Annotated in this window: 24 protein-coding genes; 2 read left to right on the top strand and 22 right to left on the bottom strand. The window is 56.9% G+C overall.

What is annotated here, in order from left to right; all coding sequences use genetic code 11:
* Window positions 1-28: 28 nt before the first annotated feature.
* The 8 genes from epd to tkt form a co-directional block, all read right to left on the bottom strand.
* Window positions 29-1,048, bottom strand: a complete 1,020-nt coding sequence (gene epd, locus LZP96_RS16475; RefSeq protein ID WP_064327304.1) for an erythrose-4-phosphate dehydrogenase — start codon at window positions 1,046-1,048, stop codon at window positions 29-31.
* 234 nt (window positions 1,049-1,282) lie between these two features.
* Entirely contained in the window at window positions 1,283-2,002 is a 720-nt protein-coding gene (locus tag LZP96_RS16470) for a nucleoside/nucleotide kinase family protein (RefSeq protein WP_064327305.1), read from the bottom strand.
* Window positions 1,999-2,508: an MltR family transcriptional regulator gene (locus LZP96_RS16465; RefSeq protein ID WP_064327306.1), complete on the bottom strand. Its 510-nt coding sequence runs from the start codon at window positions 2,506-2,508 to the stop codon at window positions 1,999-2,001. The genes LZP96_RS16470 and LZP96_RS16465 overlap by 4 nt, the downstream gene beginning before the upstream one ends.
* A gap of 15 nt (window positions 2,509-2,523) precedes the next feature.
* Window positions 2,524-3,495 (bottom strand): class II fructose-bisphosphatase, encoded by a 972-nt coding sequence (gene glpX, locus LZP96_RS16460; protein WP_064327307.1) that lies wholly within the window; start codon window positions 3,493-3,495, stop codon window positions 2,524-2,526.
* Window positions 3,492-4,769 carry a zinc-binding dehydrogenase gene (locus tag LZP96_RS16455; protein WP_064327308.1) on the bottom strand — a complete coding sequence of 426 codons (1,278 nt, stop codon included), beginning with the start codon at window positions 4,767-4,769 and terminating at the stop codon, window positions 3,492-3,494. Before LZP96_RS16455 ends, glpX begins: the two co-directional genes overlap by 4 nt.
* Before the next feature lie 21 nt (window positions 4,770-4,790).
* Window positions 4,791-6,173 (bottom strand): PTS mannitol transporter subunit IIBC, encoded by a 1,383-nt coding sequence (locus tag LZP96_RS16450; RefSeq protein ID WP_064327309.1) that lies wholly within the window; start codon window positions 6,171-6,173, stop codon window positions 4,791-4,793.
* 27 nt (window positions 6,174-6,200) lie between these two features.
* The gene (cmtB, locus tag LZP96_RS16445; protein WP_064327310.1) at window positions 6,201-6,644 is read right to left on the bottom strand and encodes a PTS mannitol transporter subunit IIA; all 444 of its coding nucleotides are present in this window, start codon (window positions 6,642-6,644) and stop codon (window positions 6,201-6,203) included.
* Between the two features lie 343 nt (window positions 6,645-6,987).
* The gene (gene tkt / locus LZP96_RS16440) at window positions 6,988-8,979 is read right to left on the bottom strand and encodes a transketolase (protein ID WP_064327311.1); all 1,992 of its coding nucleotides are present in this window, start codon (window positions 8,977-8,979) and stop codon (window positions 6,988-6,990) included.
* Between the two features lie 269 nt (window positions 8,980-9,248).
* Between tkt and loiP the strand changes: the two genes are divergently transcribed.
* A complete protein-coding gene (gene loiP, locus LZP96_RS16435; protein ID WP_064327312.1) occupies window positions 9,249-10,007 on the top strand; it encodes a metalloprotease LoiP in 759 nt (252 codons plus the stop codon).
* A 126-nt stretch (window positions 10,008-10,133) separates the two neighbouring features.
* Here the strand turns inward: loiP and LZP96_RS16430 are convergent, their stop codons facing one another.
* The 14 genes from LZP96_RS16430 to LZP96_RS16365 form a co-directional block, all read right to left on the bottom strand.
* Complete coding sequence (locus LZP96_RS16430) at window positions 10,134-11,774, bottom strand: thiamine pyrophosphate-binding protein (RefSeq protein ID WP_064327313.1); 1,641 nt, start codon at window positions 11,772-11,774, stop codon at window positions 10,134-10,136.
* Window positions 11,775-11,787: 13 nt separating this feature from the next.
* Entirely contained in the window at window positions 11,788-13,257 is a 1,470-nt protein-coding gene (locus LZP96_RS16425; RefSeq protein WP_064327314.1) for an aldehyde dehydrogenase, read from the bottom strand.
* 9 nt (window positions 13,258-13,266) lie between these two features.
* Window positions 13,267-14,037, bottom strand: coding sequence for an aspartate dehydrogenase (locus LZP96_RS16420; protein WP_064327315.1), 771 nt, complete (start codon window positions 14,035-14,037; stop codon window positions 13,267-13,269).
* Window positions 14,038-14,046: 9 nt separating this feature from the next.
* On the bottom strand, window positions 14,047-14,841 hold the full coding sequence (locus tag LZP96_RS16415; protein ID WP_064327316.1) for an SDR family oxidoreductase: 795 nt from the start codon (window positions 14,839-14,841) through the stop codon (window positions 14,047-14,049).
* Window positions 14,825-15,595, bottom strand: coding sequence for an alpha/beta fold hydrolase (locus LZP96_RS16410; RefSeq protein ID WP_064327317.1), 771 nt, complete (start codon window positions 15,593-15,595; stop codon window positions 14,825-14,827). The genes LZP96_RS16415 and LZP96_RS16410 overlap by 17 nt, the downstream gene beginning before the upstream one ends.
* Before the next feature lie 9 nt (window positions 15,596-15,604).
* The gene (locus LZP96_RS16405; protein ID WP_064327318.1) at window positions 15,605-16,135 is read right to left on the bottom strand and encodes a cupin domain-containing protein; all 531 of its coding nucleotides are present in this window, start codon (window positions 16,133-16,135) and stop codon (window positions 15,605-15,607) included.
* A gap of 10 nt (window positions 16,136-16,145) precedes the next feature.
* Window positions 16,146-17,402 carry an MFS transporter gene (locus tag LZP96_RS16400; RefSeq protein WP_064327319.1) on the bottom strand — a complete coding sequence of 419 codons (1,257 nt, stop codon included), beginning with the start codon at window positions 17,400-17,402 and terminating at the stop codon, window positions 16,146-16,148.
* Between the two features lie 25 nt (window positions 17,403-17,427).
* Window positions 17,428-18,615 carry an NAD(P)/FAD-dependent oxidoreductase gene (locus LZP96_RS16395; RefSeq protein WP_064327320.1) on the bottom strand — a complete coding sequence of 396 codons (1,188 nt, stop codon included), beginning with the start codon at window positions 18,613-18,615 and terminating at the stop codon, window positions 17,428-17,430.
* A complete protein-coding gene (locus LZP96_RS16390; RefSeq protein ID WP_064327321.1) occupies window positions 18,612-19,538 on the bottom strand; it encodes a VOC family protein in 927 nt (308 codons plus the stop codon). The genes LZP96_RS16395 and LZP96_RS16390 overlap by 4 nt, the downstream gene beginning before the upstream one ends.
* Before the next feature lie 78 nt (window positions 19,539-19,616).
* A complete protein-coding gene (locus LZP96_RS16385; protein WP_064327322.1) occupies window positions 19,617-20,405 on the bottom strand; it encodes an IclR family transcriptional regulator in 789 nt (262 codons plus the stop codon).
* A gap of 12 nt (window positions 20,406-20,417) precedes the next feature.
* A complete protein-coding gene (locus tag LZP96_RS16380; RefSeq protein WP_064327323.1) occupies window positions 20,418-21,167 on the bottom strand; it encodes an SDR family oxidoreductase in 750 nt (249 codons plus the stop codon).
* Window positions 21,167-22,189: a Rieske 2Fe-2S domain-containing protein gene (locus LZP96_RS16375; protein ID WP_064327324.1), complete on the bottom strand. Its 1,023-nt coding sequence runs from the start codon at window positions 22,187-22,189 to the stop codon at window positions 21,167-21,169. The genes LZP96_RS16380 and LZP96_RS16375 overlap by 1 nt, the downstream gene beginning before the upstream one ends.
* Before the next feature lie 10 nt (window positions 22,190-22,199).
* Window positions 22,200-22,508 carry a recombinase-like helix-turn-helix domain-containing protein gene (locus LZP96_RS16370; RefSeq protein ID WP_064327325.1) on the bottom strand — a complete coding sequence of 103 codons (309 nt, stop codon included), beginning with the start codon at window positions 22,506-22,508 and terminating at the stop codon, window positions 22,200-22,202.
* On the bottom strand, window positions 22,505-22,828 hold the full coding sequence (locus LZP96_RS16365; RefSeq protein WP_064327326.1) for a Rieske (2Fe-2S) protein: 324 nt from the start codon (window positions 22,826-22,828) through the stop codon (window positions 22,505-22,507). The genes LZP96_RS16370 and LZP96_RS16365 overlap by 4 nt, the downstream gene beginning before the upstream one ends.
* 416 nt (window positions 22,829-23,244) lie before the next feature.
* Between LZP96_RS16365 and LZP96_RS16360 the strand changes: the two genes are divergently transcribed.
* Window positions 23,245-24,456, top strand: coding sequence for an MFS transporter (locus LZP96_RS16360; protein WP_064327327.1), 1,212 nt, complete (start codon window positions 23,245-23,247; stop codon window positions 24,454-24,456).
* Window positions 24,457-24,459: the final 3 nt, after the last annotated feature.

Here is a 24,459-nt window from a genome sequence, read left to right as displayed (position 1 = left end):
TTAAAGTTTTGCAAGCGCACTCTGCGCTCTACCTGAAACCTTGTGCGGCCATTGCTAACGTGGTGTCGAGCATTCGGTTAGCAAAGCCCCATTCGTTATCACACCACACCAGCGTTTTGATGAGGTGGGCACCGCTGACCCGCGTTTGTGTGCCATCGACAATGGCACTGTGCGGATCGTGGTTGAAATCTACTGAGACCAACGGTAATTCCGTATAGTCAACTATACCATGAAATGCACCTTGCGCCGCTTTTTGCAGCAACAGGTTGACTTCACACGCTTTTACCGGTTTCTTCACCGTTACGCTGAGGTCAATAGCCGTCACATTTATGGTCGGCACGCGGACCGCAATGGCCTCGAAACGGTCATTAAACTGGGGGAAAATTCGGGTGATCCCCGCCGCCAGTTTCGTATCCACCGGAATAATGGACTGACTCGCCGCACGTGTGCGACGCAAATCCGGATGGTACGCATCAATGACCTGCTGATCGTGCATGGCAGAGTGAATTGTGGTCACGGTGCCTGATTCAATGCCATAGGCATCGTCTAATAGTTTGATGACCGGAATAATGCAGTTCGTGGTGCAGGAGGCGTTGGAGACAATGCGGTGTTCAGCCTGAAGCTCTTGATGGTTTACGCCATAAACGACAGTGGCATCAAGATCGTGACCACCGGGATGGGAAAACAGGACTTTTTTCGCCCCTGCCGTCAGATGCGCCTCGCCATGTTCGCGAAGGCCATAAACGCCGGTGCAGTCGAGGACCACATCCACTCCCAGCTCACGCCAGGGCAGCGCGTCGATGCTTTGCTCATGCAGAACGCGAATCACATCGTCACCGACGAAGAGCTGCTCTCTTTCCTGGCGAACATCCCAGGCAAAGCGCCCATGACTGGTGTCATATTTCAACAAATGCGCCATGCCCGTGGCATCCGCCAGTTCGTTGATTGCCACCACGGTGATTTCCGCCCGGCGTCCGGATTCGTATAAAGCCCGAACCACGTTACGCCCGATGCGACCGAAGCCATTAATCGCTACGCGTACGGTCATAGATCTCCTGCAAGGCTATCCCTGAGTTGAGGTGCTGAAAGAGTAATCCAGCGACGCCCGAAGGGGAACCTTACCTGTCACAAACTGCGATTGATTGGTCAATTGTCGAACATTTAATCGACTGAAACGCTTCAGCAAGAATAAGCGAAACGAGGAATAAAAGGAACGTCCCGCCGTAGAGATTCGCCATTTATCTGACTTGCGTCACATTTTCGCGAGCAAATGCCCGGCGGATTATTCCATTCTGCCAACCCTGTATTCGCCCCTCTCCGTCATGCACAATAAGACATCGGCCTGGCGACTCTGGCCGAGCACGCGATCGACATTGGGACCATCCGTGCGCAAATAAAAGGCCTGCGCCTCCTCCTGAGATAACCCCCCGGCGATCTTACGCTGCACAAGCCTTTCTCGCAGCGCCGACGCGGGGGCGGTAATAAACACCGAAAGATCGCAACAGGCACCCAGCGCCTTCCAGTTATCGTCATCCAGCAATAGCCAGTTTCCTTCCACGATGACAATACTGGCGCTGACCGCAATCGCGGCTTCAACAGGGTCATGTTTTTGTCGGTCATACTGCGGCCAGTCTACGGTCTCCTCGCCAAGCTGGCGCAGATAGTTTGCCAGTTTTGCCACATCAAAGGTTTCCGGTGCGCCTTTAAAGGGACGCAGCTGATTTGCATCCAGCCAGGCGTTGTAATGATGGAAACCATCCATCGGGAGCGTTTGCATAGCGGGCAGGCCGGGCTCCCGCTGCGAAAGGTATGCCCAGAATGTCGTTAAGGTGGACTTACCTGTACCTGGCGGGGCGCTAAGAAAAACCACGGTTCTTCGTTTACCGCTACGTCTGTGCAGCTTCGCTATATGCTGTAGCAAGGGCAAATGGACCTGTTGAATTTCGGCTTCGCTGTACTGTGCATCAACCTGTAATCCATTCACTGTCAGGCTTATCTTCACGGCTCTAATTCCTTGAGTATTGTCGTTACCGCCAGCGTCATTGCCGTTTTGACCATACCCGTAAAACGAACCTCAGACCATGCGGCAAAATCGGCAAATTTCATCGAGGTAAGCGCATTGAACAGGGTCGCATTACGGGTAATGCTATTTACGTTGCGGATAAAATCCCAGGTGATGTCATCCGCAAAACCCGGAATTTCGCTCTGTTCATTCAGGTACTGACCAAACTGAGCGAAATGGGTGATATCGGCGTAAAGCCACTTATCCATTTTTCCCAGGGCATAAATTAAACGCAACGCTACATTGATATCGTCAAGCGGCCCGCTTTGGGCGAGTAACGGCTTCACTGCATATTCCACGATCTCTTCATCATTATTCACGAACAGCGACGGCAGAAAACGTCTAATCCCCAGCAGCAATATTTCATTTGCTGTTGTCATAAACGAAAGTAAATCCAGCTGAGCATCCAGTTGCTCAATTACGTCGTCTTCGGTTAGCGTCGTCATTCGTTTCTCGATAAATCACCATGAATGCAGGGAGTTTATTATATTACACGTTCGGTCTGCGCCGCCGATCAGTAAAGTTTGCGTGCGCACACCCTTCGTCACCTGTTGAATACCGCTCACCAGATCGCCGCCGGTGACACCTGTCGCAGAGAAAATGACGTCCTGACTTGCCACGAGTTCACGGAGGGAATAGACGCGGTTGATTTCCACCCCCATCGTTTTACAGCGAAGATGTTCCCCGGCGGCCAGGCGTCTGTTCGCTTCCGACTCCCCTTTCGCCTGACAGTAATCAATAAGCTCTGCCTGCATATCTCCGCCCAGTGCGGCAACCGCACAGGCAGAGATCACCCCCTCCGGCGCGCCGCCTGTGGTGTACATGACATCGTATTGATTGTCCTGCAGACAGGTCAGTACACTGGCAGCCACGTCACCATCCGCCAGGGCGAAAACCTTCACGCCCAGCGCGGTGGCGTCATGAATTGCATCACGTAATCGAGGCTTATCGAGCGTGACCATTCGCAGTTTTTCCAGCGGCTTGCCCAGCGCCTGCGCCACGTTACGGAGATTATCGACCAGGGGTAAGCGGAGATCGATGGCCCCTTTTGCCAGCCGGTTAACCACCAGTTTTTTCATATACATATCGGGTGCATGGAGCAAACTGCCTTGTGGAGCAAAGGCCATTACCGCCAGCGCATTGCTTTGCCCCATCGCCACCATCCGGGTGCCTTCAATAGGATCGACGGCAATATCCACGTTCGGTCCGCCGCCCTTGCCGACCTCTTCCCCTATCCACAGCATGGGCGCGCGATCAATCTCGCCCTCACCGATGACAATGCGCCCATGAATCGCCATCTGGTTGAGAGAATGGCGCATTGCGCTCACCGCCAGTCCGTCAATTTTGTTTTTATCGCCGCATCCGATTTGAGGCCAGGCCGCGAGCGCCGCCTGCTCCGTAGTGCGAAACAGCGGCCAGGAAAGCGACATCATGCCATCGCCTCCCCGGTATCCACGCCAAAATGCGCCAGCAAATACTTTTCTGCTTGCTCATTCCAGATGCCGTGCGTCCCGGCAACCAGTGAGGCCAGCTCGCGAAACAGCGGATCGGTCTTACCTTTCTCAGCAAAATCTGAGATTGCCGTTAAAGGCAGGGTCACGCCGTTATAAATCAGTTTCTTGCCCCCAGGAATTGACGGCAAATTAAGGACCGTCTCGGGCACCGCGTCCAGCCCGCCAATATGTGTCACCATAAAGGACGGTTGCAGCTTGCCTGACGCGCTCAGCGCGATCGCTTCTTTCATATCCTCGGTCGAACCGCCGGAGGTCCCCACCACGTGCGTGCTGTTGTAATGGACGTTATAAAAGTTAAGCGGAACCTTAAAATCTTTATCCGTAGGTCCGGCAAAGAAATTGAGGCAACCATCTTCCGCCAGGAGTTCGTCGGCCATTTCCACTACCGACGGAACCGCCGCATAGACAAAGACGTCATCGAAACCGGCATCGTCGGTCAGCGCGCGCAGAGCCGTGGCGGGGTTGTCTACGCCACTGGTATTCACATAAATAAGCTCAATCCCTTTTGCAGTGGCCTGCTCTACGGGCAAAAGCTTACGCGCCTGCGCCAGGCGTGCTTCATCAATATCACCCACCACAATACGAGAAGGCTGAACACCCCCGTTGATGGCGTAATCAATCGCCCCGATTCCCATTGGCCCTGCACAGGCCAGCAGAGCAAGGTTTCCGCCAGGCTTTATTCCCATACGGTGTTCGTAGACGTACGGCGTAGTGTGGTAATTCGCTTTGTACGCGCCAATGATGCAGCAGGCTGGTTCCGCCAACGACGCGGCAGCAAAATAAGATCCGTTATAGGGTAATACGCACCCCAGATTAATGGCCACCTCCGGAATAATCATATAGGTAGCATTACCGCCAAAGTATTCATAGCTATAGCCCGCCGAATAACCTGACGGTAAACCCATGGCAGGTTGTAATACAAAGCGCTGCCCCTTTTTATATTTCCCTGTCAGGTTCTTACCTACTTCAACAATCACCCCGGCGCATTCATGCCCGGTAATGACAGGATGATTCTCTAAATCATCCGGCACACGCTTATGCTCACTGCCAAGCATGGCGGCTTTCCAGGTTGATAAGCAGACGCTATCCGAAATAACGCTGACCAGTAATTCGTTATCCGTTATTGCAGGCAAATCGAATTCGCGCAAACGTACATCGCCCTTACCATAAATCGCGGCAACTTTAGTTTTCATGTTAAACCTCTATAAATCAGATTAGATTTCAGCAGTTATCTTTTTGTAGAGCACGTCGAGCTGCGGATCGCCGATATAATTATGAATAAGGATTAACGGTTTCTCTGATACGCGTTTTACCCGACCTTCAAGACTGGCATGCGTCACGACAATATCTGCATCTGAAGGTATATTCTCAATAGCATAATGTTTTACCTCAATTGCCAGGCCGCCCTTCTCAAGTCGTTTTCGGAAGGTGGTCGCCCCCATCGCGCTTGATCCCATTCCCGCATCGCAGACAAATGCGATTCGCTTAACGTTCTTGAGTGAAAATGCGCCTTCCTGCTTCATGGATTTAATGGCTTTTGTTGATTCCGCAAAACGATCTTCATTTTCGGTTACAACCGGCTTTTCCATTTTCAGGATCACGGATGTCACCGCAAAGGTCACTATCGCCCCTACCGCGACGCCAGCGACCGTCGCCATAAACGAGCCTTTCGGCGTTAAGGCGAGATAGGCAAAAATGGAGCCGGGGCTGGGTCCTGCCACCAGACCGCCGTCGAGTAAATTAAATGTCCAGGTACCGGCCATTCCCCCGGCAATCATGCCTGCCAGCGTCAGGGGCTTCATCAACACATAGGGGAAATAGAGTTCATGGATCCCGCCAAGGAAGTGGATAATCATCGCTCCTGGCGCAGAACGTTTACTCATCCCCTTTCCGAAAAGGGAAAACGCAAGGAGTAATCCGAGCCCGGGACCGGGATTGGAGGCAACCATAAAGAAGATGGATTTTCCGTCAACGGAGGCCTGCTGCATACCCAGCGGATAGTACACTCCCTGGTCAATGGCGTTGTTCAAAAAGAGGATCTTGGCGGGTTCATTGATAACCGATAACAGGGGGAGATAACCTGCGTGTACCAGCGCTTCAATGCACTCTTTCACGAAGGTGTTGGCAATTAACACCGCAGGGCCGATAATTTCGAACCCGAGCAGGCACAGCAACATACCGGCGATGCCCAGCGAAAAGTTATTAATCACCATTTCAAAACCAGCGGGGATGCGCTTCTCCAGAGCCCGGTCGATATATTTAATCATCAGCCCGCCCAGCGGCCCCATGATCATCGATCCCAGGAACATAGGGATATCCGCCCCCACGATCACCCCGATGGTGCCAATTCCGCCCATTACCGCACCACGTTTACCGCCGATGAGATGGCCCCCCGTTGAACCAATCATCACCGGCAACAAATAGGTAATCATCGGGCCGACGATTTTGGCAAAATGCTCATTTGGCAGCCAGCCGGTTGGGATAAATAATGCGGTAATGAATCCCCAGGCAATAAAGGCACCAATATTTGGGATGACCATTGCCGTCAAAAAGCCCCCAAAAGCCTGGACTTTTGCGCGAGCAGACTTATTTTCCATGATATTATCCTGTAAAGGAAAGTGTGATTAGGCCTTAGCAATAATGTCCGTCAGTTCTGTTTCCGTCTGACAATTTAACAGTGCCGCTAAGTGTTCATCTTCAGATAACAACTCACTGAGCGCCTGAATAGCGCCTATATGGGAATCAGGATCGGCGGCGGATAAACCAATTAAGAGTTTTATGGGCTCATCGACGTCATTAAAGGTCACGCCACTCTGTAATAAGGTTAATGACATTCCCGTTTTTAAAGCCCCACACTCTGGTCTGGCGTGCGGCATCGCCACGCCGGGCGCCAGAATATAATAAGGACCATTCTTTAGCGTCGATTCTTTAATAGACTGAATATAGCGCGCATTGATAAATCCGTTTTGCAGCAACGACGCCATGCTGATATCAATAGCCTCTTGCCAGCTATGAGCTGAATGTTTAATTTTTATTGATTCATTCGGGAAATAATTTATGAGTCGCATAAGCACTCTCTTATTTTTAGGATACAGTCTTAACGTAAAAATAAAATACGCGTGCCAATGTATGAAAGCAAACAGGTGAAATGGGGGAAGGAGAAGAATTGAAGGAAATTGAATATCTTAAATAACAATGCGTTGCGCGTATTATTATATTTTGCAACTCGATGAATGCGATCCTGGCTGCAAATATACAAAAAAGACAATAATCATTTATGCGAGACGCATCACTTTTTATCTCTTGCTATATCTAAATAAAGTGATCTTAAGCATAAAAAAAGCCAGGCGATTTTAGTCTACCTGGCCTTAGCGTTTCCCCGGCGACGACCATCCGCCGGGGCAGCTGCGATTACAGCAGTTCTTTCGCTTTCGCGACAACGTTCTCAACGGTAAAGCCAAACTCTTCGAACAGCTGTTCTGCCGGAGCAGATTCACCGAAGGTGGTCATACCCACGATAGCGCCGTTCAGGCCTACATATTTGAACCAGTAGTCAGCGATACCCGCTTCGATTGCCACGCGTGCGGTAACCGCTTTTGGCAATACGGATTCGCGGTACGCGGCATCCTGCTTGTCGAACGCGTCGGTAGACGGCATGGAAACCACGCGCGCTTTCACGCCTTCAGCAGACAGTTTTTCCCAGGCTGCAACAGCCAGTTCCACTTCAGAACCGGTCGCGATGAAGATCAGCTCAGGCTGACCCGCGCAATCTTTCAGCACGTAACCACCGCGCGCGATGTTCGCCAGCTGCTCTGGAGTACGTTCCTGCTGTGCCAGGTTCTGACGGGAGAGGATCAGAGCGGTTGGGCCGTCCTGACGCTCAACGCCGTATTTCCACGCAACCGCAGACTCAACCTGGTCACATGGACGCCATGTAGACATGTTCGGCGTGACGCGCAGGGAAGCCACCTGCTCTACCGGCTGGTGAGTTGGACCATCTTCGCCCAGACCGATGGAGTCATGGGTGTAGACCATCACCTGACGCTGTTTCATCAGCGCAGCCATACGTACGGCGTTACGCGCGTACTCGACAAACATCAGGAAGGTAGAGGTGTACGGCAGGAAACCACCGTGCAGAGAGATACCGTTCGCAATCGCGGTCATACCGAATTCACGCACGCCGTAATGGATATAGTTACCCGCGGTGTCTTCGTTAATCGATTTAGAACCAGACCAGATAGTCAGGTTAGATGGCGCCAGGTCAGCAGAGCCGCCCAGGAATTCTGGCAGCAGCGGACCGAAGGCTTCGATCGCATTCTGAGACGCTTTACGGCTGGCGATTTTAGCAGGGTTCGCCTGCAGCGTAGCAATGATCTCTTTCGCTTTCGCGTCGAAATCAGCGGGCATTTCACCTTTCATACGGCGGGTGAATTCAGCGGCTTCCTGAGGGAAGGCTTTCGCGTAAGCAGCGAACTTCTCGTTCCATGCCGCTTCTTTGGCCTGACCGGCTTCTTTCGCATCCCACTGAGCGTAGATCTCAGAAGGGATTTCGAATGGACCGTATTTCCAGCCCAGTTTTTCACGGGTCAGCGCAATTTCAGCGTCGCCCAGCGGTGCACCGTGAGAATCATGGGTGCCTTCTTTATTTGGTGAGCCGAAACCAATGATGGTTTTGCACATCAGCAGAGAAGGTTTATCGGTTACTGCACGGGCTTCTTCTACAGCGCGTTTAATCGAGTCAGCATTATGGCCATCAACGCCGCGCACAACGTGCCAGCCGTAGGCTTCAAAACGCTTCGCCGTATCGTCTGTGAACCAGCCTTCAACGTGGCCGTCGATAGAGATACCGTTGTCGTCATAGAACGCAACCAGTTTGCCCAGTTTCAGCGTACCGGCCAGGGAGCACACTTCGTGAGAAATGCCTTCCATCATGCAGCCATCGCCCATGAATGCGTAGGTAAAGTGATCGACGATATCGTGACCCGGACGGTTAAATTGCGCCGCCATGGTTTTTTCAGCAATCGCCATACCCACGGCGTTCGCAATACCCTGACCCAGTGGACCAGTGGTGGTTTCGACGCCAGCGGTGTAACCCACTTCAGGGTGACCCGGGGTTTTGGAGTGCAGCTGACGGAAGTTTTTCAGCTCTTCGATAGGCAGTGCATAACCCGTGAGGTGCAGCAGGCTGTAAATCAGCATAGAGCCGTGACCGTTTGACAGCACAAAACGGTCGCGGTCAGCCCAGAGTGGGTTCTGCGGGTTGTGATTCAAAAAATCTCGCCACAGCACTTCGGCAATGTCAGCCATACCCATTGGGGCACCCGGGTGACCAGATTTGGCTTTCTGTACTGCGTCCATGCTCAGCGCACGAATAGCATTAGCAAGCTCTTTACGTGAGGACATTTTAACTCCAGATCGGACTGTTAAAGGCCATGCCCTTGACGACAGCGCGTTTTGGGCTACGCCGGAAAAAAGTGCCAACAATGTAACCCAAGCCGCAAAGCATGTACATGGAGCATTCTTTTGCCGTTTAAGAAATCTCTGGATCATGCTCGCATGTTGCGCAATCTACTCGCCCGGCGCTGTCGATATTCCTTATACTGAGCACATTCCCGCATCGCTGTCGGTGCTTTTCAGATTTTTTTCAGATAAATGGCTACGGAAGCAACATCATGAAAATGCGTGCAATTGTGCTGGCTTTTGGAACAACGCTCCTGCTGAGCGGCTGTCAGAATATGGATTCTAACGGCCTGCTGAGCTCAGGTGCCGAAGCCTTTCAGGCCTATTCACTGAGCGATGCGCAGGTAAAAGAATTAAGCGATCAAGCCTGTAAAGAGATGGACGGAAAAGCGACCATCGCCCCGGCAAACAGCACCTACGCGCAGCGTTTGACCAAAATCGCCTCCGCGCTGGGCGATAACATCAACGGCCAGCCGGTGAACTACAAAGTGTATATGGCGAAAGATGTGAACGCCTTTGCCATGGCAAATGGTTGTATCCGCGTTTACAGCGGGCTGATGGACATGATGACCGATAACGAAGTGGAAGCGGTGATCGGACATGAAATGGGCCACGTTGCGCTGGGTCACGTGAAGAAAGGGATGCAGGTCGCACTGGGGACCAACGCTGTGCGCGCGGCAGCGGCTTCGGCGGGCGGTATTGTCGGCAGCCTGTCACAGTCCCAGCTTGGCGATGTGGGTGAGAAACTGGTTAACTCTCAGTTCTCCCAGCGTCAGGAATCTGAAGCAGATGACTACTCCTACGATCTGTTGCGCAAACGCGGAATTAATCCATCCGGTTTAGCCACCAGCTTCGAAAAACTGGCGAAACTGGAAGCGGGTCGTCAAAGCTCCATGTTTGACGATCACCCGGCGTCCGTTGAACGTGCCCAGCATATTCGCGACCGCATGGCCGCCGACGGGATCAAATAAGAGGGAAAGGAGGCTGAGTTGCCTCCTTTTTTTCGCATGATTTGGCACCTTACCCGCTCATTGTGATAACCCCAACCCCACGCCAGTAAACCAGGCCCGGTAAGCGTAGCATTACCGGGCAAACGACTAGTACAGCGTCTTCTGCGGCGGCCCGGCAAACTTCAGGGCGCCAATCTGCCCCATCCGCACTTCCACAACCGACGGCCCCGGTATGGCAAGTGCTTCGGTCATCACCGCGTCGAAATCCTCCGCCCGTTCAACGCTCCACGCCTGTAATCCCATCGCATGCGCCAGCTGCGTAAAGTCAGGGGTATGGAGTTCGTTGTAATACTGACGCCCGCCGAAATACTTATCCTGAATGCCGCGCATGACCCCGTAACCGCCGTCGTTCATCACCAGCAGCGTCACGTTGGCCTTCTCCTGCGCCAGCGTTGCCATCTCGCCCAGATTCAGACTCACGCCGCCATCGCCCACCAGCCCCACCACTTTGCGCTGCGGGTTGGCAATCGCCGTGCCAATCGCCATCGGTAGCCCCATGCCGATGGCGCCTGCCAGCGAGTGGATGTTCATTAACGGTCCATTGGCGCGGAACAGACGGCTGCCCCACAGGCTTCCGGAGACGGTGATATCCCTGACCAGCAGGCCATCCTGCGGCAGCGCTTTTTCGATGGCGTCGTTGAGCTTCGCATACGCACCGCACTGCTCACGTAGCCCCGCAACGGCTTTCGCCAGCGCCTGCTGCACCTGCGTATCCCACTGTGCATTGCCCCATTCGCGCCCCTGCGCTTTCGCCGCCAGCGCGGTTAACAGCGCCGCGCAGTCGGCCACCAGGGTTGTGTCCATCAGATAGTTGCGGCTCGCCGCCGCGGGGTCGATATCAATCTGGACGCGGGGATGCGGCAACTCCAGCGTCCACGAGCGGGTTTCGTTGCTGCGCAGGCGTGAACCGGCGACCAGCGTAAAGTCGCACCGGGCGATCAACGCCTCAACGGACGGCGAGTTATGAAACGCCCGCAGGCTGGCGCGGTGGCCGTCCGGCAGCACGCCGCGTGCGTGGGTGCTGGAGATAACCGTTACCCCCGCATCCGCCAGTTTTTTTACCGCATCAGCGCTAAGGAGCGCGCCGCCACCCAGCCACAGCAGCGGCTGTTTTGCCGCTTTAAGCTGCGCCCACAGCGTGTCGACCACCGCCGTATCAACCGCGGCAACCGACGTCGGTTTTACCGGAGCGGTGATCAGCGATACGGGGATTTTTGCCCCCTGAATATCAATCGGGATCTCCACGGAGACCGGCCCGCACGGCGGGGTTTGCGCCTCCTGAATGGCCTTGTGCAGGATCGCAATTGCCTGGTGCGCGTTGCTGATGCGGTATGCCCGTTTTGAGCTGGCCTTCAGGAAGGTGAGCTGGTCGCGGGTTTCGTGGATAAAGCCGGTATCGGCATCCAGCCAGGCTTTTTCCACCTGGCCCGTGATGTGCAGCAGCGGCGTGCAGGCGTTCATGGCTTCCACCAGCGCGCCGACGGCGTTACCCGCCCCGGCGCCGGTACTGGTCAGCGCCACGCCAAGCCCGGAAAAACGGCCATGGGCATCGGCCATGGTGACCGACCCCGCTTCGCCGCGTGCGGGGACAAAGCGGATATTCCCGCGCTGCCCTACCGCATCGGCGATGGGCAAATTGTGGATGGAGATGACGCCGTAAATGGCCTCAACCTGATACTGCTCCAGCGTTCTGGCGATGGCGTCGCCGACGGTGATCATTTCGCTCATTGCTTACCCTTTCTCAGTCGCACCAGTGGTTGACGCCGTTACCCGTCGCCAGATAAATGCTCTTTTGCTGCATCCAGGCTTTCAGCCCCTGTATGCCCTTTTCGCGGCCCAGACCGCTCTCTTTAAAGCCCCCGAACGGGGTCGAAATCGCAAACACTTTGTAGGTGTTGATCCACACCGTGCCCGCTTCAAGCTGTTCGCTCAGGCGCAGGGCGCGCCCGGTATCCCGCGTCCAGATCCCGGCGGCCAGGCCATAAACGGAATCATTCGCCTCACGGATCAACGCGTCTTCATCGCTAAAGGGCATTGCCACCAGCACCGGGCCGAAGATCTCCTCCTGACAGGCGCGTGAGCTGTTGGTCAGGCCTTCAATGATGGTGGGCTGGAAGTAACTGCCGTTTGCCAGCAGCGGATCGGCCGGGATCTCCCCGCCACAGAGCACGCGGCCCCCTTCACGCTTTGCCAGCTCAACGTAAGCCTGCACGCTCTGGCGGTGCGCGTCGTTAATCAGCGGCCCCACATGAGTGCCGTCGGTAAAGGGATGCCCGACCCGCAGGCCGCGCGTGAATTCCAGCAGCCTCGCCATCAGCGGAGCGTAAAGGCTCTCGTGGATAAAGAGCCGCGAACCGGCAATGCAGGCCTGACCCGCCGAGCTGAAAATGCCGTAGCAGATCCCGCGCGCAGCCAGCTCAACGTCGGCATCTTCCAGTACGATGGTCGGGGATTTACCGCCCAGTTCCAGCGAGGCCGGGATCAATTTTTCCGCCGCCACGTGCGCCAGATGACGGCCCGTGGTGGTGCCACCGGTAAAGGAGATTTTTCGCACTTTCGGGTGACGCGCCAGCGCATCGCCAATCACCGAGCCTTTGCCCGGCAGCACGCTCAGCAGCCCGGCGGGCAGCCCGGCCTGTTCAAAAAGACGCGCCAGCTCCAGCGCCATCAGCGGGGTGGCTTCGGCTGGTTTGAGCACCACCGCATTACCGGCGGCAATGGCCGGCGCCACTTTCTGCATTTCGCTGGCAATAGGGGAATTCCAGGGGGTGATGGCCGCCACGACACCGAGCGGTTCATATCGGCTCAGCGTCAGGAGATCGGGTTGACGCGGCGTGGGCAGCTCACCTTCCAGAAGCTCACAGGCGGCGGCAAAATAACGCGCCGTGCCTGCCGCGCTCATCACCAGACCCCGCGCTTCCGCCAGCGGTTTACCATTGTCGCGGCTCTGCATGCGGGCCAGTTCATCGACGCGGGATTCGATCAGATCCGCCACCTTATGCAGGATCTTCGCCCGCACATGCGGCAGGCTGTGGCGCCAGGCAGGATCGCGCCACGCGCGCTCTCCGGCGTCGATAGCGTCATGCAGATCGTCCAGGCTTGCCGCGTGGAGCGTGGCGTTCACCGCACCGTCTGCCGGGAAATGGCTCTGCATCGGATTGCCGCCGCCGCGCCGCCAGTGGCCGCCAATAAAAATATTCAGATCGTCCATCGTCGCTCCTCAGCGCTGCGCCAGTTCACGGCAGGCGCGAACCGCGCTGAGTGCCGCCAGGGTGGAGGTTTTAGGGTTGCTGGCAAGCGGTAATCCGCTCAGTTCGAGATGGAACTCACCAAACAGCCCTTCGACGTGCAGCGTGTGGGTGTTGCGTTGCGTGGCCGGGTCGACCATCAGCTGCACGCGGGTGTCGTCCATCCCCACGCCGCCAAGTGCCACGGTCGCCGCCACATTGGCATTGGCGGGGAACAGTCGTGCCGCTTCGCGCGCGCTGCCTTCAAAGAAGATCTGCGCCTCGGACACGGCGTTAAGATCGATAAGCTGCTCGGCATAGCTGCCGCGCCAGCTGGCCGGGCTTTTACGCGACTGGTAGGTCACCTTCTCAAGCCCGCCCTCTTTTGCCGCCGCCAGGCCATCTATGCCCGCCACCGCCCCGGAGAGCAGCGTCAGCTTTCCGCCTGCATTAAGCAGACGCTGCTCCAGCGCGCTGTCTGCCAGCGCGCCGGTGGAGATCACCGCCAGATGCCATCCACGGCGTAAAATCGCTTCCCCGTACTGCGCCACCGCCTGCTGGCTGGCGCACTCCAGCACCAGATCGGGAGTCTCCGTACATAATGCGGGCGAGGTCAGTGCCGCCACCGCATCGCCAAACTGCTGACGAATCGCGGCATGATGCGTTTCGCGCGCCACGATCCAGCCGATGGCAACCTGCTCGGGCAGACGCTCAATGACCGCCTGCGCCATGGCACCGTAGCCGATTAACATGATTTTTTTCATGATGTGTCCTTACAGATGACGGCAGAAGCCGCCGGAAACGTCCAGCGCCGCACCGGTGGTAAACGAAGCCAGCGGCGAAGCGAGGAACAGCAGAGCCTGCGCAGGCTCCTGCGGCTTACCGAGACGCGCCATCGGAATGCCGCGTTTGCGGGCGATATCCGCCGTCCACTGCGGCCAGCTCTGGCTTTTATCCGCCCGGTTCTCAAAGCGACGCCGCCACTGGCCGGATTCCACCATGCCAAGCAAAATGGAATTCACGCGGATGCCCTTACCCACCAGCTCTTTCGAGAGCGTGAGCGTCATGTTGAGCAGCGCGGCACGTGCTGCGGAGGTGGCAATCATGTGTTCCTCTGGCTGTAGCGCCAGCAGCGAGTTCACGCAGGTAATGGAAGCAATATCCGACTGCTCCAGCTGCGCCTGAAACGCCTGCACGGGGTTAATTACCCCAAACAGTTTCAGTTCGGCTTCATGCAGCCAGGCCTCGCGCGGGGTGTCACTGAAGTGCGCCACATAACCCTGTCCGGCGTTATTAATCAGCAAGTCTGTCCCGCCAAAGCGGGCCTTAACGGCCTCTGCGAAGGTCAGAACCTGGTCTGCATCCAGCACGTCGCAACGGTGAGAGAAGATCTCGCCATCAGGGAATTCGTTTTGCAGCGACGCATGCGCGCTGGCAAGCCGGTCCGGGTCGCGGCCGCAGAACGCCACTTTTGCCCCCTCGCCCAGCAGCAGGCGCAGCGTTTCAAAGCCAATGCCAGAAGAACCGCCGGTGACTACCGCTACGCGCCCGTCAATTTGTGCATTCATCGCGCACCTCTTCGTTGATACGTAAAAGCTGTTGATTAAAAAACGCGTCGTTATCGAGATAGCTGGCGTGCCCGGCCTGTGGGATCGCGGTATAGGGCATGCCGTAACGCAGCGCCAGCCCCTGCACCTGCTCAGGCTGGGTAATGGCGTCCTGCTCGCCGCACCAGGTTTCAAAATTCCCGGCGTAACGCTTTAGCCAGCCGTGAATATCGTCATGTGCCAGCATCCATGCGGCAGCGAGGTAGCCTTCCGGGCGCAGGGCACGCATGCCCGTCGCAACGGTCGCGATGTCGTCCGCCCGCGCGCCGGGGCGCAACAGCTTCGCCGCGCGGGTCTGGGCGAGTATGTCGCCGCCCAGCGCGATCTGCTGCTCGCGGTTGCGCCACACCTGCTCGCGCTGTTCCGGCGCGGCCTGGCCGTAGCCCTGCGCCGCGTCCGCCAGCACCAGATGCAGTACGCGTTCGGGAAATTTCGCCGCAAAGGCGCATGCCACCAGCGCCCCGAGAGAATGCCCGACCAGCACCACCTGCCAGACGCCCGCGCGGTCCAGCATGGCCGCCAGCGCGTCGGCGTAATCCCCCGCGTTGGCGCGCTCAACCGCCAGCATCGGGCTTTCGCCATAACCGGGCATGTCCCACGCCAGCACGCGAAAACCGCTCAGCGCCATCTGCTTATGCCATGACGCGGCGCCGGAGCTGATCCCGTGCAGCAACATCAGCGGAATGCCGCTTCCCTGTTCACGAAAACCCGTCATCGTGCCCCCTTAATTGCGCTTCACTTTGGACAACGGATGATCTTCCGGATAGGTCGGAATATGCGGCTTCTGAGTACCGAGCATCACGCACATCAGCGCCTCTTCTTCACCATGATTAAACAGACCGCGATAGATGCCCGGCGGAACGGAGATCAGATCGCGTTCGCGCAGCACGGTTTCGGTGTAGTGATCGCCGTCCTGAATCATCAGCGTGATCTGCCCTTTAAGCATAAAGAACACCTCTTCCACGTCGTCATGCAGATGCAGCGGTCCTTCGCACTTTGACGGCAGTACCATAGTGGAAAAGGTGAAATGATCGGCCGCGACGGTATTGGTATCGCTACCCACCCCCGTGGCGCCGGTACCGATGTAGCGCATCTGCGCGCGGCGGTATTTAGGATCGAAATCGGCCTGGAACTTCAGGGCGTTCCAGTCATATTTACGCCCTTCGAAGCGCGCAATACGCGATTCGACCCACTCTTCCATGGTCAGATGGTCAGGTTTAATGCCTGGTTTTGCAGTTACGGTTGAATCAGTCATGACACTCTCCTCAGTAACGTTTCAGCAGCGGCAGTAACAGGACGCAGCCCACCGCCGCCATCACCGCCAGAAAAATCATTCCGGAATCCATGCTGTGGGTGAAGGCGATCAGTGCGCCCATCACCGCTGGCGACAGCGCGCCCGCAAAGTTTCCCAGCCCGTTGAAAATCCCGCCCGCCGTCGCACTCACCCGGGGATGAGTAGCCTTCGCCAGCAGGGCGAAAATGTTCGGCGCACCGGTGCCCCACATAAAGGTGCTAAAGCTCATCGCCGCGATAACCGCCAAAGGGGTATCGAGATGCATGACCGCCGTCAGGCCTACACCCGCGCCAGCCATTGAGATAAAGCAGGCCGCCGCGCGTTTATCGACCCGGTCAGAAAGCCAGGCGCCAATCACCTCGCCCGCCAGCATGGCGATAAAGGGCATCGACGACAGCCAGCCCGCGTGTTCAAGATGAATGCCTTTCCCGTTAATCAGGTAGCCCGGCAACCAGCCGTTGATCCCCCACAGGTAGGTCAGAAACGCGATGTTAAAGATGCAGATAATCCAGAAGTGCGGGCTGACAAACAGCTCGCGCCGGGCGGCACGTCGTTCATCCTGTGATTCGCGATCCGCGGCAGGTTTAGCCCCCAGACGGATCCCGCGCAGGCCAATGCGCACAAACACCAGTACCGGCACGGTAAGCATCGCCATCACAAAGAAGGTGCTCTGCCAGCCGAACGTATTTAGCAGCCAGAGGGAAAGCGGAAAACCAATCGCCGCGCCTACCGGGGTGCCCAGCAGCCACAGCATGGTGGCCCGCGCCTGTAAATGCTGCGGGAAGTTATGCCGCACGATGGCGAACGCCAGCGGAAACAGCGGCCCTTCTGCCACGCCCAGCAGAATGCGCAGGACGATCATGACCGTGTAGTTATGGGTAAACCCCATGGCCACCATCAGCACACACCACACCACCATCATGCCGGTGAGCAGGCGCAGCGGCGCAATCTTGTCCCCCAGTCCGCTCAAAAAGACCGACGAGAAGCCGTAGCTCAGCAGGAAGGCGCTCATCAGAATGCCCAGACGCGTGGTGTCAAAATCAATGCCCATCGCCTGCTGGAAATGGCTGTCGGAAAAGAGCGCCGCAATGCTGATTTTGTCGAAAAATGCCAGCAGCACGCAGGCCAGCAATGACAGCGGGATGGCCCAGCGCACCGCTTTTTCGGGCGTGCGGGTGCCCTCACCGCCTGCCTCAACCGGCGCGGTGTTGGTCTCAAATGTGGTCATGTCTCCCCCTACGGGTGCGGGTAAGCTATCGCAATGACATCAGTGAAAAAGCAGGGTCCGCCAGCGGGACAGCGGACAGATCCCGTCCGGCTGCCATCCAGCGCTTCGCCAGCTTGACGGTACGCGCATCGTTGAACGCCACCAGCTGCGTCAGCCGTCCGTTTTCGTCCAGCGAAAAATAGAGCGCGTTATCGCGAACGATTGTCTTGCTGCCTGGCTGCGGAATACCGAGGATCTGGATGTTGTGCTGGTATTGATCCGACCACAGCCAGGGCGCGTCGTCATAGCCGGGCGCATCGGGATTGAGCATCGCCTTTGCCGTGGCGACCGCCTGATTCTGGGCAAAGGCCCACGACTGAATGCACAGCCCGTAATGGTGGTGCTGAGCCACATCCCCCGCGGCAAAAATAAACGGATCGGACGTGCGGCCCTGCGCATCTACCACGATCCCGCGATCGGTTTTCAAACCCGCGTCGCGCGCCAGCTCAAGATTGAGATCAACACCGATCCCGACGACGACCGCGTCGAAGGTTTCACGTTTACCGTCGCAGTGAATGACCGGCAGACCATTGTTATCCTCCAGCTCCAGCGCCCCGCAGCCGGTACGGATGTCCACACCCTGCTCGCGGTGGAGCGTCTCTAAATGCTGCGACACTTCGCCACTCACTGAACGCATGCACAGCGCGGGCTGCTGTTCAAACAGCGTTACGGCGACGCCACATTTGCGCGCGGAGGCGGCAATCTCCAGGCCAATCCAGCCTCCGCCGATAATAGCCAGGTTTTGACTCTCTGCCAGGCGCGCCTTCAGCCGCTGCGCATCCTGCCAGTGGCGCAGGGTGTAGACCTGCGGGTGCGTCGCCCATGCCTCACCGGGCAGGCGCGCCCGCCCGCCGGTCGCCATTAAAAGGATGTTGTAACTAAGGCATTCACCGTTGCTCAAACGCACCGTTTTCGCGTGACGATCGAGAGATTCCGCCCGCACCGGCCGGCACCACGTCAGGTTTAACGCCTGTTGCGCCTCTTCAGAAAAGAGACGCGGCAGCGCCGCGTCCGGCTCCAGTAAAGTGGCCTTGGACAGCGGAGGGCGTTCGTAGAAATCCCACGCCTCTTCCGCCACGACGCAAATCTCGCCGTCGAAGCCTTCGTCGCGCAGGGTTTTCGCCGCCCAGCCGCCTGCCTGACCGCCGCCAATAATGACAATGCGCGAGGTCATACCGCCTCCGGCTTTTTCTGCTGGCGGCGGGTGTCGTGGTCAATCCCCCCCTCTACCGCCCATTCGGTGAAGGAGATCAGGGAGTGTTCCAGCTCGCGCGGTTGCCAGTTTTCGGTCAGGTAGTCGTCGTTGGTGTAGTACTCAAACGCCCCGCCGGTCGGGCTGTTGACGTACCAGAAGTAGGCGGACGACACCGGATGACGGCCCGGGCCGATAAAGGTGCTCCAGTCGTTTTTATTCATCGCAATGCCGCCGCCGATCACCTCGTGAATGTCGCGCACGGTAAAGGCGACGTGGTTCAGGCCGCGCTTGCGGTTCGGCAACTGAAGCAGGAACAGGTTGTGATGGCCACCGCGCGGGCCACAGCGCAGAAACACCGCACGGTTGATGTAGCGGTCAGACACCTGGAAACCAAGCACCTCACGGTAGAACTGTTCTACCGCCGCCAGCTCCTCGACAAAGAACACCACGTGGCCTACGTTAATCGGCTGGGCGCGATCGTAGACCGGGCTTGGCGTGTCGATACGGCGGGCATCGCCCCACTGGTTAATCGGCTCGACGTTCAGCTCCACCGGCACCTGATGGCTGACCTGGACGCGCAGGGTCATGCCGTTCGGATCGCGGCACTCCAGCGCGTCGCCCGCTTCACGAAAACCGGGCTGCTTCTCAAGCTTCGGGCGCAGCGCGTCGAGCTCGGACTGTGTGGCCACCGCCCAGGTCATCCGGCGCAACGTATTTCCTGCTTCAAACGCTGGCGGCAGATCGGGGCTGTCGATGGGGTTAAGCTCCACGCGTGCGCCGCTCAGGGTGGTAAAACGCTGGCCGCTGGCATCGCCCGTCAGGCCAAAATCTCGCATAAATTTGGCGCAGTGCGTCAGGTTCTCGACGCCAAATTCCAGCTTTTCAATTCCGGTTATACACATCGTTCGTTGCCTCATCTGGCCCAAATTGGGCGTAAAACATGCCCGACGCACTCAAGCGCCTGACGTTAACGTGTTGATTTAGCTGGCCTGTGACAAATACCCTAAGAAGCCAGAAATTTTATCCGCCGCCATGCGGACTTCGTTTTGCAGACGCTCGCGATCGGTCTGGGGGATCTCCTCCGCGGGCACCAGAATGCTCACCACGGCTGCCACCCTTCCGCTGCGGTCGTACACCGGATACACAATGGAGGAGATGCCATGGCGGAAGAAGGATTCGCCGATCACATAGCCGCGTGCTTTGTCCTGCTGCACCATCTGCCACAACGCTTCACGGTCGTGGATCTGGCCCGGCGTGTTGCCCGGCAGACGCTCGTGCGGGAACAGCTGTTCGAAATCGGCTCGCGACATATCGGTCAGCAGCATGCGTCCCAGCGACGTGCAGTGCACCGGTAAACGGGTACCAATGCTCACCTGATTAATACGGGAACCGGCGGCGCTGACGCGGGCGATATAGATGATGTCGCGCCCGTCGCGGATCGCCAGATGACTGCTGCACTGGCTGACGTCACGCAGCTGCTCGATGACCGGCTGACCGACCTGCGCCACATCCAGTGAGGCGATGTATTCAAAGCCCAGACGCAGGACGTTCATGCCAAGCGAGAAGGTATTGGTTCGCGTGTTGCGCTCCAGAAAACCCATGTATTCCAGGGTTTGTACCACGCGGTAGGCGGTGGCTTTCGGCATATCGACCAGCCTGTGCAGCTCGGCAAAGGTCAGTTCACGGTGCTGCTCGCCAAAGGCCAGCAGCAGCTGTAAGCCGCGCTCCAGCCCCGGCACCAGGTACTTCACGTCGTGATCGCTTGCCATATTTGCTTTACCTCAGTTAAAGACAAAACCGCCGTTGACCGGAATCAGCTGTCCGGTGATAAACCGCGACAGATCGCTTAACAGCCAGACCACGCTGCCCGTGACGTCTTCCGGCTGCTGCGCCCCGGTGAGCGCCCGACCGTTTTCGTAGAGCTGATGCCGCTCTGCAGGGACATATTCCGTCGCTTCGACGCGGGTTAAGCCCGGCGCGATGGCGTTAATACGAATGCGTTTTTCACCCAGCTCGCGCGCCATTGAACGGGTCATGGCAATCACGGCGCCCTTGCTGGCCACATAGGCCATCAGGCGCGGCGCGCCCCACAGCGCGGTGTCGGAAGCCACATTGACAATGGCGGCCCCTTCGCGCAGCAGCGGTACCGCATCACGGGTTACCAGCCAGGTGCCTTTGACGTTCACAGACATGACGCGATCCCACAGATCCGGATCGTAATCGAGCATGTTCTTGCCGCCGACGCCGGTCGCCATCGCCGCGTTATTCACCAGGCCGTCGAGGGGGCCCTGTTCGCCAATGGCACTGAACACGCGTGATATGGACTCAGGATCGGCAAGATCGATGACATGTGACTCAATCGCATAGCCCTGCTCACTCAAGCCATGCGCGCTTTCGGCCAGCTCGCCCTGAAGGATGTCGCACATCACCACCGCTGCGCCCTGCTCTGCACAGGCCTTCGCAAAATGAAACCCCAGCCCCCGCGCGGCACCGGTCACCACGATGCGCTTGCCCTGTAACAGACCATTCATCAGGCGGCTCCCTGTTGCGCTTCACGCGCCGCCAGCTGCTCTTTTGCCGCTTTTTGCATCATGCGGCGCAGGCGCGAGAGGCCCACATCATGCTGGTAGAGGTATTCATGTTCCCGTGCATCTGGCGCCATGCTCTCCAGCACCACGCGGTCCTGCTCAAGGACTTCCCAGTGCAGTTTTTCCAGACGGTTACGGTACATAAAGCGCCACATATCGCGCTGCCAGCCCTGCACGCGGCGGATACGCCAGAAGAAGACGCGGCAGTTATCGTTATCTTCCGGCACCACCATGCCGACAATGAAGAAGTGACCGCCCGGCCCGAAACGCTTCTTATAAGGAATGGACAGACGCATCCAGTAGGTGCCGCTGTTGCCGAGCTCAACCCAGTCGAAGTTGATGCCGCTCTGGCCTTTTTTCTCAAAGATAAACCCGGTTTTCGTCGGCTGCAGGACCATATCCGCTTTGCGATCCCCTTCCGCCATGGAGTGCGACGAAGAGTGCAGATAGGTGCCATGCATCGGGTCCATGACGTTTTCCAGCGCGTACTGGTAGTTGCATTTCCACCCGGCGGTGCAGAGAAAGTGGCTGAAATTTTCCGTGTCAGCGAGTTCATCCGGGAAGCTCAGTTCGTCGGGTTGCCGATCGGCGGTCACGCCAAACCACAGGAAAATGGCACCGTGCGCCTCCTGCACGTTGTAGCTGCGCACGCACTGCTGCCCGACCAGAGGACATTTGTCCACCGCAGGCACATCCTTCACTTCGCCGTTGCCCGCCACCTCCACGCCGTGATACCAGCAGGCGATACGATCGCCCAGATTCCAGCCCATCGACAGACGTGCGCCACGGTGCGGGCAGCGATCTTCCAGCGCCTGCACCTGGCCATCTTTGTTGCGCCAGACCACAATCTGTTCGCCCAGACGGGTGATCCCCACCGGCGCTGACTGCACTTCCCAGCTGGCCAGCACCGGATACCACAGGCCGCGCAGACCTTTATCAAGATAGTTTTGTACGGTAGTCGTCATCGCATCGTCCTCAGTAGCCGTTAACCTGTAAGAATGCCTGGAAGCTGGCATCGCTCCACGGCTCGCCCTGCCGATCGTGCATGCGTACCGCGTTCAGCCCGTTGACCAGTTCCGGCAGGGTTTCTGCACCCTGTTCGAACAGCTCTTCCAGCGTCGCGATCAGCGTGATTTCCCACTCTTCCGGGACGCGGCTGCGGGTCTGCCAGATCAGGTTGGGGTAATCACCGGGCTTATGGATGGCGCCGTTACCGCCCTCCGCCGGCGGGGTAAACTGACGGCTTTCCGGCAATGCAGGATTGAAGTTCAGACGTTCGCTCATGCCACTGTCTCCTCGACGAAGGTAATCTGGATTTGGTTTTCAAAGAGCCGAACCGGGTAACGGTTGAGGTTACGTCCGCCGGGGCCGTGCAGGCACTGGCCGGTTTTGACATCGAAAACCGCCTCATGCAGCGGGCACTCCACCTTACCGTCCTCGACGAATCCCTGACTCAGCAGGGCGTAAGCGTGCGGGCATACGTCTTCCAGCGCGTAATATTCACCATCAATCACATAAACGCCGATCTCTTTGCCCTCGACGTTGCCGCTAAAAGGGAAATCTTCCTGTACTTGTTCTGCGTCACATACGCCTATCCAGCTCATCACGATCCTCCAGGCTTTTGTTTCATATATGAAACTCTGTTTCTTATTTAATACGGTCAATATAAAAGCGATGAATGTTTCGTCAAGCTCGAATGTGACGAATTTGTTAACCAGGCGGAGTTTAATTATCTAACTGTGCAAGCGATCACGAAAAAATGCAGCGAGATGAAATTTTCATTATTGAAGGGAGAATAAATCGCTTTTTCAGAGGGCCCTCTGTTTTTTTAAAAAGATATTGACTTCTTTTGCTCTCATTCCTTAAAAACTATATGCGCGCCTGATCAGGGTGTTTCACCTGTGAAACTGATATTTAATTTATCTTTATTTAACAATGAGTTTCACAGGTGAATCATTTTAGTTGCGTGACAATAACATTCGTAAAAATATAAACAGACAGCACGCTTAAGGCGGATAAAATGACGGCGAGATGGCAAGGTACTTTAGCACTTTTGATGCTGATTATTATTTCTTACATCGACCGGGTAAATATCTCGGTGATGATTTTAAACCCTGAATTTGCCGAACATTTTCAGCTAAATGAAAACAGAATGTTACAAGGAATGCTCATGACCTGCTTTCTGCTGGGTTATGGTTTTTCCGCTCTTCTGTTAACGCCGGTTATTGAAAGCAAGATGCATTACCGGCAGGGATTATTAAGCAGTATTGCAATATGGGCCGTGATTTGTGCCCTCTCGCCTCTGCTGGGTTCGCTGATGGGGATGCTCATTGCCCGCCTGGTTTTAGGCATTGCCGAAGGGCCGCTCTTTTCACTGAAAACACGCTTTATCAGCGATAACTTTCACGCCGGGGAGATCGGCAAGCCTAACGCCGTCACCGCGCTGGGCGTTTCCCTGGGGCTGGCGGTAGGCTTTCCGCTGGTGACCTGGCTGATGACCCATTTCGGCTGGGCAGGTTCGTTTTATGCCCTGGCGCTGCTGAACATGGTGCTGGGAGGGGGTGTTATCTGGCGCTTTCTGCCGGCCCCGCATCGCGCGGTAAAGCAGAAAAAACCGGGGTTTAAGCAGACCTTTACGCTTGCCTGGCAGACGCCGCTTTTGGGCTGGATCCTGCTGGTTGAAATTGCCACGCTCAGTTATCTGTGGGGCAGCAGCGCCTGGCTTCCGGCCTGGCTGCGCGATGAACATCACTTCTCGCTGCACGCGACCGGCTTTCTCGCGGCAATCCCCTTCCTGCTGAGCCTGGGCTCGAAGTTTCTCGGCGGTGTTTTGCTGGACAGAATGCGTCCGGACCAGGCGCCCGTGCTGTTTGTAATAGGCGGGTTCTTAACGGCCTGTTCAGTCGTCATGCTGATGCTGAGCCACCAGCCCGGCTGGCTGGCGCTGTTTATGCTCTCGGCCAATATTTTCTGGGGGCTTCAGGGTGCGGCCATTCCGGCGGTTATCCAGCATCATGCGGCGCGGGAAGCCGTTGGCAGTGCCTACGGGATCATCAACGGGATTGGGAATATTTGCGCGGCGTTTATTCCGCTGCTGATGGGGATGGTGATGAAATCGGTGGGTTCAGTCAGCTCAGGGTTTTCGGTGCTGGTCGTCTCGCAGGTTATCACCCTGCTGGCAGGAGGCATGTTGCTGCTGCGCATGCGTCGCGCAGCAGCAATCCGGGCGTAAGGC

The sequence above is a fragment of the Huaxiibacter chinensis genome, assembly GCF_022171985.1.
Classification (GTDB): domain Bacteria; phylum Pseudomonadota; class Gammaproteobacteria; order Enterobacterales; family Enterobacteriaceae; genus Enterobacter; species Enterobacter chinensis_A.
This window is presented reverse-complemented; position numbering and strand designations above follow the sequence as displayed.

What these genes read in the sequence shown, in the direction of transcription:
- epd (WP_064327304.1), bottom strand. Translation starts at nt 1,048, where the DNA reads ATGACCGTACGCGTAGCGATTAATGGCTTCGGTCGCATCGGGCGTAAC.
- LZP96_RS16465 (WP_064327306.1), bottom strand. Translation starts at nt 2,508, where the DNA reads ATGACGACGCTAACCGAAGACGACGTAATTGAGCAACTGGATGCTCAG.
- glpX (WP_064327307.1), bottom strand. Translation starts at nt 3,495, where the DNA reads ATGATGTCGCTTTCCTGGCCGCTGTTTCGCACTACGGAGCAGGCGGCG.
- LZP96_RS16455 (WP_064327308.1), bottom strand. Translation starts at nt 4,769, where the DNA reads ATGAAAACTAAAGTTGCCGCGATTTATGGTAAGGGCGATGTACGTTTG.
- LZP96_RS16450 (WP_064327309.1), bottom strand. Translation starts at nt 6,173, where the DNA reads ATGGAAAATAAGTCTGCTCGCGCAAAAGTCCAGGCTTTTGGGGGCTTT.
- cmtB (WP_064327310.1), bottom strand. Translation starts at nt 6,644, where the DNA reads ATGCGACTCATAAATTATTTCCCGAATGAATCAATAAAAATTAAACAT.
- tkt (WP_064327311.1), bottom strand. Translation starts at nt 8,979, where the DNA reads ATGTCCTCACGTAAAGAGCTTGCTAATGCTATTCGTGCGCTGAGCATG.
- loiP (WP_064327312.1), top strand. Translation starts at nt 9,249, where the DNA reads ATGAAAATGCGTGCAATTGTGCTGGCTTTTGGAACAACGCTCCTGCTG.
- LZP96_RS16430 (WP_064327313.1), bottom strand. Translation starts at nt 11,774, where the DNA reads ATGAGCGAAATGATCACCGTCGGCGACGCCATCGCCAGAACGCTGGAG.
- LZP96_RS16425 (WP_064327314.1), bottom strand. Translation starts at nt 13,257, where the DNA reads ATGGACGATCTGAATATTTTTATTGGCGGCCACTGGCGGCGCGGCGGC.
- LZP96_RS16420 (WP_064327315.1), bottom strand. Translation starts at nt 14,037, where the DNA reads ATGAAAAAAATCATGTTAATCGGCTACGGTGCCATGGCGCAGGCGGTC.
- LZP96_RS16415 (WP_064327316.1), bottom strand. Translation starts at nt 14,841, where the DNA reads ATGAATGCACAAATTGACGGGCGCGTAGCGGTAGTCACCGGCGGTTCT.
- LZP96_RS16410 (WP_064327317.1), bottom strand. Translation starts at nt 15,595, where the DNA reads ATGACGGGTTTTCGTGAACAGGGAAGCGGCATTCCGCTGATGTTGCTG.
- LZP96_RS16405 (WP_064327318.1), bottom strand. Translation starts at nt 16,135, where the DNA reads ATGACTGATTCAACCGTAACTGCAAAACCAGGCATTAAACCTGACCAT.
- LZP96_RS16400 (WP_064327319.1), bottom strand. Translation starts at nt 17,402, where the DNA reads ATGACCACATTTGAGACCAACACCGCGCCGGTTGAGGCAGGCGGTGAG.
- LZP96_RS16395 (WP_064327320.1), bottom strand. Translation starts at nt 18,615, where the DNA reads ATGACCTCGCGCATTGTCATTATTGGCGGCGGTCAGGCAGGCGGCTGG.
- LZP96_RS16390 (WP_064327321.1), bottom strand. Translation starts at nt 19,538, where the DNA reads ATGTGTATAACCGGAATTGAAAAGCTGGAATTTGGCGTCGAGAACCTG.
- LZP96_RS16385 (WP_064327322.1), bottom strand. Translation starts at nt 20,405, where the DNA reads ATGGCAAGCGATCACGACGTGAAGTACCTGGTGCCGGGGCTGGAGCGC.
- LZP96_RS16380 (WP_064327323.1), bottom strand. Translation starts at nt 21,167, where the DNA reads ATGAATGGTCTGTTACAGGGCAAGCGCATCGTGGTGACCGGTGCCGCG.
- LZP96_RS16375 (WP_064327324.1), bottom strand. Translation starts at nt 22,189, where the DNA reads ATGACGACTACCGTACAAAACTATCTTGATAAAGGTCTGCGCGGCCTG.
- LZP96_RS16370 (WP_064327325.1), bottom strand. Translation starts at nt 22,508, where the DNA reads ATGAGCGAACGTCTGAACTTCAATCCTGCATTGCCGGAAAGCCGTCAG.
- LZP96_RS16365 (WP_064327326.1), bottom strand. Translation starts at nt 22,828, where the DNA reads ATGAGCTGGATAGGCGTATGTGACGCAGAACAAGTACAGGAAGATTTC.
- LZP96_RS16360 (WP_064327327.1), top strand. Translation starts at nt 23,245, where the DNA reads ATGACGGCGAGATGGCAAGGTACTTTAGCACTTTTGATGCTGATTATT.